We start from the raw sequence: 12,786 nt of genomic DNA, 5'->3' as shown, positions 1-12,786 counted from the left end.
ACTTTATCCTTCAAAACCGTCGTAGGCGCCGGGACGTTCGAGGATCGAGTAGCCCTGTCGCAGATGTTGCACCGCCACCTGCACGGAGCGCACGAACATCAGCACGAAGCCGAGCAGCACCGCGTAGTAGACGTAGTCCTTGGGAAGATTGATCGTGGTCATCGATTCATCGCCGATGATCTGGATGTAGACCCAGACCAGCTTGATGGCGTAGCCGAAGAATGCGATCCGGATCAGGTCGATGACGGTCGACAGCGCGCGCGCCGGTAGATGCGGCAGATAGCGATAGATCAGATCGACCTGGATGTGCCGTGACAGCCGCACGCACATCGAGGAGCCGATGAAGACCACGCCGATCAGGCAGTAGGTCGCGATCTCCTCGGTCCAGGCGTAGCTGTCGTTGAGCACGTAGCGCGTGAAGAACTGCAGGAAGACGGCGAGCGCCATCACCCAGAAGATCGCCAGCGCCACCCAGTCCTCGAAAGCGTAGATGCCGAGATCGACCTTCGGCGCCGCCTCCTCCTCGAAGGTATGGGCGATCTCGTCCGCGGTGATCTGCCGGTGCGTTTCGGCGGTGGACATGGGGATGCTCCTCAAAACCTGCAACGCGTCGTTCCGGGTTGGTGCGCTAGCACCGGACCCGGAACTTCGAGATTCTCAGGTGCGCTATTGCGCACCGTAGTTCGGTCCTGCGGACCGCCCCGGAATGACGACAAGGTCGCTACTTCACCGCCTGGATTCGCTCCCAATCCGCCTTGCGATAGCCAAAGGTCTCGAACGCGACGTTCTTCAGCACGGCGTCGCGGAACTCGTTCTTGTCGACCTCGGTCACGGTCAGGCCCTTCTCCTTGAAGAAGGCGACCAGCTTGGCTTCGTTCTGCTTGATTTCCGCGGTCGCCTTGGCGGCAGCCTCCTGCGCCACGTCCGTGAAGATCTTCTTGTCCTCGTCGCTCAGCTTCTTCCAGAGCGCGCCCGCCACCACCGTATTGAGGTGGTCGACGATGTGGCCGGTGAGCACGATGTGCTTCTGCACCTCGTAGAACTTCTTGGCCTCGATCGTGGTCAGCGGATTCTCCTGCGCCTCGACGGTGCCGTTCTGGAGCGCAAGATAGACTTCGGCAAACGCGATCGGCGCGGTGTTGGCGCCGCAGGCACGCGGCATCGCCAGATAGGCCGGAACGTCGGGCACGCGCATCTTCAGGCCCTTGAGGTCGGCACAGGTCTTGATCGGCTTGTTCGACGAGGTCTGGCGCACGCCGTAATAGGTCACGGCGACGATGTGGTGGCCGCTCTTGTCCTCATAGCCCTTGGCGAGCTCCTTGAAGATGTCGCTCTTGGTGTAGGCGAGGAGATGGTCGGCGTCGCGGAAGGTGTAGGGATAGTAGGTCACGCCGATCGGCGGAAAGCTCTTGGCCGCGAAGCTCGAGCCGGAAATGATGATGTCGACCGAGCCGAGCGAGAGGCCCTGGTTGATGTCGGCTTCCTTGCCGAGCTGGGATGCCGGATAGACGTCGATCTGGTAGCGCCCGTTGGTGCGCTTGCCGATTTCCTGCGCGGCCCAGACCGAAGCGGTGTGGAACGGTTCCGAGGTCTCGTAGACATGCGCCCATTTCAGCTTGGTCTGCGCCATGCCGGCATGGGTCGTCGCGAACATCGCCGCGACCGAAGTCGCCAGCACCATCGTCATTTTCTTCAACACTGACTTATCCTCCACTGACTAAAGTCTGCTTCTTGTTCGCCCGCCCAAAACCGAGACGGGCCGCCCAATCTCATCGCTGTCGCGCGCTGCCGCTCTTGGCTTGCTTTTTGGCCCGCTTCTTCGGCGCTCGTTTTGATCCCGCCGGCGTTGGTGCAGATCGCGCCGCCCGGCCTCGCCCGGCAGACGATCCTGCCGCGGTCTCGGCGCCGAAATTCTGCGCAAAGCGTTCCTGGGAGCGCGCCAGATGATCGCGCATGGCATCGCGGGCAGCTTGCGGATCGTGTGCCGCAATGGCGTCACGCACGGCGCGATGCTCGTCGAGCGCCGTGCGCCACGTGCCTGGGCTCTCGAAATAATGCGCAAGCTGCGCGAAATAGGGATTGAGGCGCTGGTCGAACAGTTCGCCGACCACGCGCACGAGAACCGCATTGCCGAGGCTTCCGGCGATCGCGACGTGGAAGGCACGGTCGTGGACCATCGAGGCTTCGCCGGGATGCTCGACATTCTCCATCGCTAGAACGGAAGCGTCGATCCGCGCGATGTCGTCCTTCGTCGCCACGCGCGCGGCCTGTTCGGCGATCGCGCTTTCCAGGAATTCGCGGGCGCGCAGCAGCTCGAACGGCCCCTCGATCACTGCGGCGGTTGCGGGCGCCGCAACGGCCGCCGGTTCGATCACATAGATGCCGGAGCCGACGCGGATGCGGAGGCGGCCTTCGACCTCGAGCGCGATCAGGGCTTCGCGCACGGTCGGCCGCGAGATCTTGAGCTGCTCGGCGAGTTCGCGCTCGGTCGGCAAGCGGCTGCCGACCGCGTACTCGCCGCTGTCGATCAGGCTTCGCAATTGATCGGCGACCTGGCGATAAAGCCGTCTCGCCTCCACAGCTTCCAGCGGCACGCTGGTCCTCCCTAAAAGGTCTCGCAGGGGAGGCTTCCCCCGGCGGCCCGCCAATTTTGGAAAATTGGTCTTACCAATTGACCGGAGCATTGACCGAGGACGGGCGCCATGTCAAGCAGCGGCCAAAGCAAAGGGAGACGTCCATGCGCCTTGGCAGCGCCAATCTCGAGCGGTTGCCGCAGGCTATCCGCCGCCCGGCCTATGACCGTTCGCGCGTTACGCCCGGCATCGTGCATCTCGGCCTTGGGGCTTTCCATCGCGCCCATCAGGCGGTCGTCATCGACGATTGTCTTGCCGCAGGCAGCAACGCCTGGGGCATCGTCGGCGCGAGCCTGCGTAGCCCGGATACGCGCGACGCCCTCGCCCCGCAGGACCATCTTTACACTGTCGCCGTGCGTGCCGCCGAAGGCACCGGGCACCGCGTGATCGGCGCGCTGCTCGACAGCATGGTCGCGCGCGAGAAGCCGGCAGCGCTGGTCGAGCGGATGGCCGATCCCGCCATCCGCATCGTCTCGCTCACCGTCACCGAGAAGGGTTATTGCCACACGCCGCAGACCGGCGATCTCGACGAGCGCCATCCCGATGTCGTGCACGATCTCAACAATTTCGACGCGCCGCGCTCGGCACCCGGCTTCATCGTGGCTGCGCTGGCGCGGCGGCGGGCGCAGGGACTCGCGCCCTTCACCGTGCTGTGCTGCGACAACCTTGCCGCCAACGGCCATACCGTGCAGCGGATCGTGACGCAGTTCGCGACACTGCGCTCGAAGGATCTCGGCAAGTGGATCGCTGATAGCGCCGCCTTCCCGTCGACCATGGTCGATCGCATCGTGCCGGAGACGAATGATGCCGACCGCGATATGGTCTCGACCGCGCTCGGCATGCGCGATGCATGGCCCGTCATGACCGAGCCCTTCACGCAATGGGTGGTAGAGGACCGTTTTACAGCGGGACGGCCTGATCTTGCCGCCGCGGGTGTCGAGCTCGTCACCGACGTCAAGCCGTTCGAGCTGATGAAGCTGCGGCTGCTCAACGCCAGCCACTCGGCGCTGGCCTATCTCGGCTATCTCGCGGGCTATGAGACCATCGCCGACACGATGCTGGATCCGCATTTCGCCCGTCTCGCCGAACAGGTGATGGAAGAGGCCGCGGTGACGCTGACGATGCCTGTCGGCACCGACCTTGCCGCCTATCGTGCCTCGCTGCTCGAGCGCTTCGCCAATCCTGCCCTGCATCACCGCACCTGGCAGATTGCGATGGACGGCTCGCAAAAGCTGCCGCAGCGCCTGCTCGGCGCGATGCAGGACCGTCTCGCCAGAAACCTTCCGATCGCAACGCATGCGCTCGCGGTGGCCGGCTGGATGCGCTACGTCACAGCCCTCGACGAGCAGGGCCGCGCGATCGACGTGCGCGATCCGCTTGCCGGCGAGCTCGCGGCGCTGGCACGCGAGGCGGGGTCCGTCGCCGAACGGCTCGCGCCCGCGCTGCTTGGGGTCGAGAAGGTGTTCGGACCGCTGGCCGCCGAGCCGCGCCTGCGCGAGGCCGTGACCGCGGCGCTCGACCGGCTTTACAAGAACGGCGCGCGGCGCGCGGTGGCGATGCTCATCTCGGCGTGACTACAAAGCGAGCAATGCTGCACTGCGGTCAAAACCGACGGAAGTCGCGCTTGATTTTTGCCTGTCGTTGCCCCACCCGAAAGGCATGGCAAAGGACAGCAAGGTCATCGCCGCGAACGCGGCCTTCTACGCCGCCTTTTCAAAGGGCGACTTCGACGGCATGGAGCGGATGTGGGCGGACGATGACGCCATTTCCTGCATCCACCCCGGCTGGCCGGCCATCATCGGCCGCGCCACCGTGATCGGAAGCTGGCGCGACATCCTGCAAAATCCGGAGCGGCCGCAGATCGTCTGCGCCGAACCGCAGGCGATCGTCGATGGCGACAGCGCGCGCGTGCTCTGCATCGAGATCGTCGACGGCACCGCTTTGGCCGCCGCCAATCATTTTCGGCGCGTCGGCGACGGCTGGCGCCTTGTGCATCATCAGTCGAGCCCAATTGCGCAGATTGTCGAGCAGGGCGAAGACGATAGAGCGAGCCACCGGGTCCACTGAAGGCGGCCGGCCCGCGGGCGCGTTCTACTGTGCATGGGGTTGTTTTGTTGCTTTTTCATTTGGCGGCCCCGAGTTCCGACAAATCATCCAGCACGAACCGTGCATCGCCGAAATCATCGTCGCTGAAGAACATGCTCCGCGTGATGAGGACCGGAATGCCGGCGCGCGAGGCCGCGATCAGCCCGTTGGCTGAGTCCTCGATCGCGACGCAGTCGGAAGCCTCCAGGTTCAGCCGGGCCAGCGTTTCGAGATAGACATCCGGTGCCGGCTTCTTCTGGCGCACGTCATCGCCGGCCACGATCGCGTCGAAGTCCGCCGCCCAGCGCGTTCCCAGCGCCTGCGACAGCAGCGCATCGATGTTGCCGTGCGAGGTGGTGGTTGCGATCGCGAGCCGCTGGCCGCGCGCCTTTGCAGCAGCGAGGAGTTCCGTCACGCCCGGCCGCAAGGGGCAGCAGCCGGTCGCGACCAGCTCGGCGTATTGTGCGGTCTTGACGCGATGGAGCGCAGCGATGTCTTCGTCCGACAATGGCGCAGCGATCCGCAGCCTTTCGTGGTGGGCGCGGATGCGCTCCTTGCCGCCGGTGACCCGCAGCAGGTCCTTGTAGACGGCACGGTCCCACTGCCAGTCGAGGCCATGGCGGGTGAAGGCATGGTTGAAGGCCTGCCGATGCAGCTCCTCGGTCTCGGCCAAGGTGCCGTCGACATCGAAGATCAGCGCGGCGGCGCTCCGGATCAGCTCCGCAGCGTCCCTTGGCACTCTAGCGGGGAATTCTGCCCGCGTGATCGACGCATTCATCCTGTCCCCTCTGTGACAGGCAAGCATCGCCCGCACTGGCGGGCGGAACAAATCGCAATATCTTTTGCCGGACCCAAAAATCTCTTATGAGCGAGGATGCGCAGCTCGCGCGAACGGGAACTCCGACCAGAACGGCAGACGCATGCGGCTCTTCATCCTCGGCCTCGGCTACAGCGCCCGGCATTTCGTCCGCAGGTTTGGCGGCACCTTCACGCATATCGCCGGCACGGTGCGCGATCCCGGAACACGAAACGACCTTGCCGGCATCGAGACACATGCCTTCTCCGGCGGCGGTCCGGCACGCGAGACAGTCGAACGCATCCGCGACGCCGATATCCTTCTCGTCTCGATCCCGCCCGGCGGCACCGGCGATCCCGCAATCAAGGCCTTTCCCGGCGTGCTGGCGGCGGGCCGCCACCGCAAGATCGTCTATCTGTCCACGATCGGCGTGTATGGTGATCACGCCGGCGGGTGGGTCGACGAGAGCACGCCGCCGCAGGCGAGCCTCGAGCGCGCGCGCTTGCGCCTTGCTGCCGAGCAGGCCTGGAGGGACGCGGCGCACGGCAATGTCGCGATCCTGCGGCTTGCCGGCATCTACGGCCCCGGCCGCAACGCGCTGGTGACGTTGCGCGCTGGAACAGCTCGGCGCATCATCAAGCCGGGACAGGTCTTCAACCGCATCCATGTCGACGACATCGCGAGCGCGATCATGGCCGCCATTCATCGCCCGGGCGGCGGCACCTGGAATGTCTGCGACGACGAGCCGGCGCCGCCGCAGGACGTGATTGCTTACGCGGCGGAGCTGATGAATGTTGCACCGCCGCCCGAAGAGGCGTTCGAGACGGCCGAGATGTCGGCGATGGCCCGCAGCTTCTATGCCAGCAGCGCCCGCGTCTGCAACGCCAGACTGAAGCGCGAGCTCGGCGTCACGCTTGCTTATCCGAGCTACCGCCACGCCCTGGATGCGCTATGGCGCGCGGGGGAAGGACGATAGGGGTCGGCATCTCCGCCGCCCCAGACATGCCGTGCTCGCGCTTGACTTCGCGCCAGCGCGGCCTTGATCTACCCGTTGAGCGGGGCCACTGCATAACGAGCTCGCCTTGGGAGGAAACAATGAAGAAGACGATCGCCATGATCGCGGCGGCTGCCGTCATCACGTTCGGTCCAGCGCAAGCCGCGCCGCTGCCCGAAGCCAATCCCGACGATGCCGGCTTCTCAAAGCAGGGCCTCACCCGCCTCGACGATTTCTTCGCCCGCGAGATCGCCGCCAAGCGCGTGCCCGGCGCGGTCGTGGCTGTGGCGCGGGACGGCAAGCTCGTGCACTACAGGGCCTACGGCATGCTCGATCCGGACAAGCGCACGCCAATGCCCGTCGATGCGATCTTCGCGCTGGCCTCGATGACCAAGCCGATGGCCGCGGTCGCGGGCCTGACACTGATGGAACAAGGCAAGTTGCCGCTCCAGGCCAAGCTGTCGGACTACTATCACGGCTTTGCCGGCATGAAAGTCGGCGTCGTCCAGGCCGACGGTTCGCTCAAGCTCGAGTCGCAGGCCTCGCCGATCTTCATCCACGATCTCTACCGGCATACGTCCGGATTGATGTATGGCGGCCGCCCAGACTCATCTAGCCCGGTGGCGCGGCAATATCCTGATGGCGTCGCGCCGGCGATCGAAGGCGACACCCAGGCGTTCATCGACCGCATCACGAAGTTGCCGCTGGCGCATCAGCCCTCGACCGAATTCGAATACGGCTTCTCCATCGACGTGCTCGGCGCCGTCGTCGAGAAGGTCAGCGAGCAGAAGCTCGGAGACTATCTCGCCGCCAACGTGTGGCAACCCCTCGGCATGAAGGATGCGACCTTTCATCCGACCGACATACAGCGCCCGCGCCTCGCCCGCCCGTTCGGCAACGATCCGCTGACCGGCAAGCCGCAGGCCATCAAGCTGCTGGATACGCCGACCAGGTTCGACTGCGGCGGCGCCTGCTCGTTCGCGACGGTCGGCGACTACATCCGCTTCGGCCAGATGCTGCTCAACGGCGGCGATCTCGACGGCCAGCGCATCCTCTCCCCGAAGACCGTGCATCACATGACGACCAACCATCTCGGTCCCGAGATCAAGAACAACGTGGCGAATGTCGAGCCGCATCGCGCCGGCTTCGGCTTTGGCCTCGCGGTCGCGGTCCGGACCAGCGAGGGATTGTCATCGGTTCCCGGCAATCCCGGCGAGTTCACCTGGAATGGCGCCTACGGGACGCAGTTCTTCTGCGACCCCAAGGAGCGTCTCGTCGTCGTGGTGGGAACGGCGGCACCTGGCGAAGTCAGGAAATATTACCGCGAGCAGGTCCAGGACATCGTCTATGGCGCGATGGTGAAGTGAGACCGGCGCCTTGAAATAGCAAGGGCGACCGCTCGGGCCGCCTCCTGAATTGTTTGAGCATGATCTTGTCGGAAAGCCGCTGCGCACTTTTCCGGATCATGCCTCAGCGTCAGCTCAACACGCCGTATTTCTTGAACCAGGTCTGCGCCTTCTTCCAGGCATCATCCACCGCGTCCTTGCGGTAGCTGCCGCGGTAGTCGGCATGGAAGCCATGCGGCGCCTCCGGATAGATCTTGAATTCGGCCGTCTTCTTGTTCCGCTCGAGCGCGGCCTTGAGCTGCTCGACCTGGGCGACGGGAATGCCGGTATCGGCGCCGCCATAGAGGCCGAGCACCGGCGCCTTCATCTCGGGCGCGAGCTGCATCGGGCTCTTCGGCCACAGCGGATTAGGCGCATCGACCGGCGGACCATAGAACGCGACGCCGGCCTTGAGCGTGCCGCTGTGGGCGGCATATTCCCAGACCGTGCGACCGCCGCGGCAGAAGCCGATGATGCCGAGCTTCGTGGTATCGCCGCCTTGTGATCCTGCCCACGCCGCCGTTGCGTCGAGATCGGACAGCAGCTCCGCGTCCGGCTTGGCATTGACGACCGGCAGCAGGTCCTTGATGTCGGTGACCTTTGTCAGATCGACGCCCTTGCGGAAGTAATAGTCGGGCGCGACCGCGAATGCGCCGAGCTTGGCGAGGCGCCGCGTCACGTCCCTGATGTATTCGTGCAGGCCGAAGATCTCCATCGCCACGATGATCACCGGCGCCTTGGTATTGCCGGCGGGGCGGGCAAAATATGCAGGCATCTCCTCGGAGCCGACCTTGATCCTGGCATCGCCGGTTTGGAGACCGTTGGTGTCTGTCGTGATCACCTCGGCGCGGACCGGCCCGGCCGCAAGCGTGTAGCCGGCGGCTACAGCCGCGGTGACGCTCATGAAGCCGCGACGCGAGACCGGGGCGACTTTCGTCAGCCCGACGACGTCGGATGTGATGGTGGTTTCGAGACTCATCGGTCGGTCCTTCCTGATGCCTGGCCCCGATCCTTCAGGCGGCGCATTCGCCCTTGGTTGCCGGCCAAACGCAAATCACCAGCCTGCGAGCGCTGCCGCCATCAGGCCTGCTTGCGGCGCTGTTTCACCGGCGCGGCCTCGGGCATCAGGCTCGTCGCAACAAGATGCTGAACGGTTTGCTTGCTCGATCACGGACGGCACGCTGGCATTCCCAGGCCCGATCGTATTTCGGATTTAACCGGCTGGCTGCGCTGCGGCGCAACATCCATTAACCGAAAATGGCGGTTCCCTCGTCCTGACTTGCGCTGCCGGGAGTTGCAGCCGACGCGCCTCGTCGCGCAATTCGAAGCACGTCGCGGCAACAAATGAGCTCTGCCGTAGCCGCAACAACACATCATGTTGCTCCCGCATCGCAAGCCATCGGAGATCCGCGCGCGAACTGCGGTCATTTGACTGAAATTATCGGAAGAGTTGAGCGAGGCGATTTACTCGAACTTTCTTTGTGAAGCTCTAGTTCCACGTCCGGAAGTTCCCTCCGCAGAACCAAGGCTCTTCCCGCGCGCGGTCTGCCTTCCGGCAACGGAGGAAGGATCGCCCGAGAGATTCATCCTCGTCCACCCAGATTGCGCTACCAAAGGCTCAATTGAATAAAGCTTTATCCGACCTGGAATTGAAATGAACTTGGCTCGCGAATCGATTGAACTGTTGGAGCAGGCCGCGCGGATCCTGTGGTTCGAAGGCGCCAAGCACGGGTTGCGCGACCGCGAGTGGATGGCGCTGCGTTTCCTGTCCCGCGCCAACCGATTTTCCCGAACACCGTCGGCGCTCGCGAGTTACGTCGGCACCACGCGCGGCACTGCTTCGTTCATCATCGGCGAGCTGGAGCGGCTCGGCTATGTCGAGCGAAAGCGCTCGGCCAAGGACAAGCGCTCGGTGATGCTGAGCGTCACGCTGCAGGGCAAGAAGTTCCTGGTGCGCGACCCCGTCAACGTCCTCGTCGAGGCGATCGACGTACTCGACGACGAGGCAAAGATCCGCTTCCGCGACACGTTCCGGCATGTGCTGGATCAGTCGGACGCCGCAGAACAGCGGCATCACACCGACGTTTGCAAGCGATGCATCTTCCTCCGCGAAGACCGCACCACGACGGACAGCAAGACGACGGTCGAGTTCAGCTGCCGCCTGTTTCGCGCGCCGATCGCGGAGGCGGAGGTCGATCTGCTATGCACCAGCTTCGAGCATCACCGTCAATAGAAGCGGCCTTCGATCAGGGTGCCGCCTTTCGTGACGAATAGATGACGCCCCCGCTGGACTCCACCACCAGACGTCCGTTCTCGCTTCTGATCTCCTCGATGCGGCCAAGGCCGGACACCTGCTGTCCCAGCACGGCCTCGATGACGCCGTTGGGGCCCTGCAGGATCGCAATTCCCTCATAGGCCTGGCGGACCGACCAGCCCTTGACCGCCTTTCGCGGTGCCGACCCGCGCTCGGATGGAGGCACCGATCCCGTGATCTCGGGTGCCGCGACCGAAGCCATCATCGGCACTGGCTGTTGCGGTTGCGAGGCGGCGGGCGTCGGAGCCTGGTCCTGGGCCAGGGCGAGCTTGTCGAGCTTCACCGTCGAGGACGAACTCACCCGTTCTATGCGATCCAGGTTCTCGGCGAAACGGCCAAAACGGTCATTGGTTGCCTTGCTTGATTGATCGACCGCGGTGCGCAGGCCGTCGAGATTTTCGGACACGCCCGACACCTGCTTGCGTAGCTGCGCCACCGTCTCGCGCAGAATCCTGATCTCCGTATTGGCTGCGACGCTGCTCTGGGCGGGCTGCGTGGTGAGATAGGCGATCACGCCGGTGCAGGCACAGACCACCAGGATCGAAGCGACCGCCAATGTGGCGAGCGGCGCAACCCATGTCGGGCGCGGCGGCGGCGGCTTGGCCACGATCACTGCCGGCTTGATCACGGTCGGCGCGGGCTTCGGTATCGCCATCTTGTCGAGGCGCGCCTTGGCGCGAATACGCTTCAGACCCTCGAGCGCCTCTTTTGCCAGAGTTTCGTCACTCGCTGCCGCCGACACACGCTTGGTATTCGCAGCGGGCTTGGGGGCTCGCGCCGTATTGTCCCTGACATCGCGCACCTCCGCAGCCGGCTTCGCCGCTGCGGAAACATCAGCGGTCGCGTTGGGACGAGCTTGTCCATCGGACAACATGCGGGAATGCTCCGTTCGGTTCGATCTGTCGGACGATGACGTTATTTGCCGAAGCTTGCCCGAAACGTGCGTATCGAAAACTTTTCATCGCGTGCGACGACGTCACATGAGTCCGACGAGTCATACACGTGGCGAGAGTGCGACTCGAAAGACACACACCCGCCAAGATTTCGCCAAACTGGAGTCATCTCGCCATAATGAGTCGAATTGTCGCACATGGAAACGCGACGGCGAGAGTCAATCCCGGGTTGAGAACCACTCGATGTGCATGACCTGCAAGACCACCCAAAATAGCTGCAATCATACGGGGATGCGGAACTTTAGAACCGCCACGGTGCAAAACTAGTTCGAATTCCAAATCAACTGATGCGATTGGATATACAAAGAAACAACCCGAAACAAACCAACAGCATCAAGCACGTGTAGCAATCGCTTTGTTGCGCACGCTTGATCGGAAATCGGCAATTGTTACGGTCCTACTCAAGTGATTCTCGCCAGTTGGCGAGGAGATCGACACAGTGCAGTAGCGTTCGGACGCGATGAGCAACCTGGCGCAACTGTTCTAGGTCGCTTTCTCAATCCGCTCCGCGGGGTGATCCGTAAGACACCCGCCGGGCCTCACGCAGTAAGCGTTCAGTATCGAGTCGAAGTAGCAGGCCTGCGAGACGCAGGCACTGAATGCGTAGGGCTGCCCGCGAATATCGAAACCATAATAACGGTTCGCGGGAAGGAATGTCGTCAAACAGCATCGTTGCCGAGCCGGGGCATCACAACAAACAACCGGCCGCAACAGTTGCGAAACAGGGGCGAAAGACTGATGTATATTATCGTTGATGATCGCGAGAGCGTCGCGAACAGCTACGTCGGAGGGCTCGTTCGCGAAGGTGTATCGTCGATCGGCTTCTCCTCCGGAGAATTCTGGGACTGGCTGCAATCTGCGAGTGAATCGGATCTGGCTGCGGTGGACGCGTTCCTCCTCGGGGATTGCGACGCCCGTGGAAGCCTGCCGCGGGCGATGCGCAAGCGCTCTTCGGCGCCCATCATCGCCATGAGCGGCCAGAAGATGCTCAAGAACACGCTCGAGCTGTTCGAATCGGGCGTCGATGACGTCGTGCACGTGCCGATTCATCTCCGCGAGATCCTCGCCCGAACGGCCGCGATCGCGCGCCGTCGCGTGGGCGAACTGCCGAGGCCCTGCGAGACCAGGATCCAGGTCTTCTTCAACGGACGTGACCCCGAGATCGCGGGCCACGCCCTCACCCTGCCCCGCCGCGAACTGCGCATTCTCGAATATATGGTCAGCAACCACGGCAAGTGGATCACCAAGACGCAGATCTTCAACGCGGTCTACGGCATCTTCGAGTCGACCTTCGACGAGAGCGTCATCGAGAGTCACGTCAGCAAGCTGCGCAAGAAACTTCGTGACCGCCTCGGCTTCGACGCGATCGTGGCCCGGCGCTACGTCGGATACCGCCTCAACATCCCGGCCGGCGAGACCATTGACGTGCCGATGCAGGAGCTCGACGAGGTCGGCATTCTCCTGAACCGGGCACATGCCGCCCCGGCGGCGTATCCGGCTGGAAACTGAACCGGCGGGGCGCACACCCTCGAAACCGACAACGGCCTCTGCTAACCAATTTCGCAGAGGCCGTTGTAGTTTCAACGATAGAAGCGGCGAACGCAGGCACGGTCCCGCGACGCTCCG

12 protein-coding genes are annotated in these 12,786 nt (G+C 63.8%); 6 read left to right on the top strand and 6 right to left on the bottom strand.

Going from position 1 to position 12,786, the window contains the following annotated elements:
- Positions 1 to 3: 3 nt before the first annotated feature.
- The 3 genes from NR187_RS04645 to NR187_RS04635 form a co-directional block, all read right to left on the bottom strand.
- Positions 4 to 582 carry a TRAP transporter small permease gene (locus NR187_RS04645; protein WP_211384232.1) on the bottom strand — a complete coding sequence of 193 codons (579 nt, stop codon included), beginning with the start codon at positions 580 to 582 and terminating at the stop codon, positions 4 to 6.
- Positions 583 to 721: 139 nt separating this feature from the next.
- Positions 722 to 1,681, bottom strand: coding sequence for a sialic acid TRAP transporter substrate-binding protein SiaP (locus NR187_RS04640; RefSeq protein WP_211384795.1), 960 nt, complete (start codon positions 1,679 to 1,681; stop codon positions 722 to 724).
- An 88-nt stretch (positions 1,682 to 1,769) separates the two neighbouring features.
- Positions 1,770 to 2,594: a FadR/GntR family transcriptional regulator gene (locus tag NR187_RS04635; RefSeq protein WP_256805851.1), complete on the bottom strand. Its 825-nt coding sequence runs from the start codon at positions 2,592 to 2,594 to the stop codon at positions 1,770 to 1,772.
- 143 nt (positions 2,595 to 2,737) lie between these two features.
- Here NR187_RS04635 and NR187_RS04630 point away from each other — a divergent pair, with 143 nt between their 5' ends.
- Positions 2,738 to 4,207: a mannitol dehydrogenase family protein gene (locus NR187_RS04630; protein WP_256805850.1), complete on the top strand. Its 1,470-nt coding sequence runs from the start codon at positions 2,738 to 2,740 to the stop codon at positions 4,205 to 4,207.
- An 85-nt stretch (positions 4,208 to 4,292) separates the two neighbouring features.
- Positions 4,293 to 4,700: a nuclear transport factor 2 family protein gene (locus NR187_RS04625; protein ID WP_211384229.1), complete on the top strand. Its 408-nt coding sequence runs from the start codon at positions 4,293 to 4,295 to the stop codon at positions 4,698 to 4,700.
- Positions 4,701 to 4,755: 55 nt separating this feature from the next.
- On the opposite strand, the gene NR187_RS04620 is transcribed toward NR187_RS04625, so the two are convergent.
- Positions 4,756 to 5,496 (bottom strand): HAD family hydrolase, encoded by a 741-nt coding sequence (locus NR187_RS04620; RefSeq protein ID WP_256805848.1) that lies wholly within the window; start codon positions 5,494 to 5,496, stop codon positions 4,756 to 4,758.
- A 142-nt stretch (positions 5,497 to 5,638) separates the two neighbouring features.
- Between NR187_RS04620 and NR187_RS04615 the strand changes: the two genes are divergently transcribed.
- Entirely contained in the window at positions 5,639 to 6,490 is an 852-nt protein-coding gene (locus NR187_RS04615; RefSeq protein ID WP_211384228.1) for an SDR family oxidoreductase, read from the top strand.
- 119 nt (positions 6,491 to 6,609) lie between these two features.
- Positions 6,610 to 7,875 (top strand): serine hydrolase, encoded by a 1,266-nt coding sequence (locus NR187_RS04610; protein WP_256805847.1) that lies wholly within the window; start codon positions 6,610 to 6,612, stop codon positions 7,873 to 7,875.
- A gap of 109 nt (positions 7,876 to 7,984) precedes the next feature.
- Here NR187_RS04610 and NR187_RS04605 read toward each other — a convergent pair whose 3' ends face one another.
- Entirely contained in the window at positions 7,985 to 8,872 is an 888-nt protein-coding gene (locus NR187_RS04605) for a dienelactone hydrolase family protein (protein ID WP_256805846.1), read from the bottom strand.
- Positions 8,873 to 9,547: 675 nt separating this feature from the next.
- On the opposite strand from NR187_RS04605, the gene NR187_RS04600 reads away from it, so the two are divergent.
- On the top strand, positions 9,548 to 10,126 hold the full coding sequence (locus NR187_RS04600; protein ID WP_256805845.1) for a MarR family winged helix-turn-helix transcriptional regulator: 579 nt from the start codon (positions 9,548 to 9,550) through the stop codon (positions 10,124 to 10,126).
- Positions 10,127 to 10,139: 13 nt separating this feature from the next.
- Here the strand turns inward: NR187_RS04600 and NR187_RS04595 are convergent, their stop codons facing one another.
- Positions 10,140 to 11,081: a hypothetical protein gene (locus NR187_RS04595; protein ID WP_256805844.1), complete on the bottom strand. Its 942-nt coding sequence runs from the start codon at positions 11,079 to 11,081 to the stop codon at positions 10,140 to 10,142.
- Between the two features lie 817 nt (positions 11,082 to 11,898).
- On the opposite strand from NR187_RS04595, the gene NR187_RS04590 reads away from it, so the two are divergent.
- Positions 11,899 to 12,669: a response regulator transcription factor gene (locus tag NR187_RS04590; RefSeq protein ID WP_256805843.1), complete on the top strand. Its 771-nt coding sequence runs from the start codon at positions 11,899 to 11,901 to the stop codon at positions 12,667 to 12,669.
- The last annotated feature ends 117 nt before the right edge of the window (positions 12,670 to 12,786 follow it).

This window comes from Bradyrhizobium sp. Bra64 (assembly GCF_024519875.1).
GTDB lineage: Bacteria > Pseudomonadota > Alphaproteobacteria > Rhizobiales > Xanthobacteraceae > Bradyrhizobium > Bradyrhizobium japonicum_G.
This window is presented reverse-complemented; position numbering and strand designations above follow the sequence as displayed.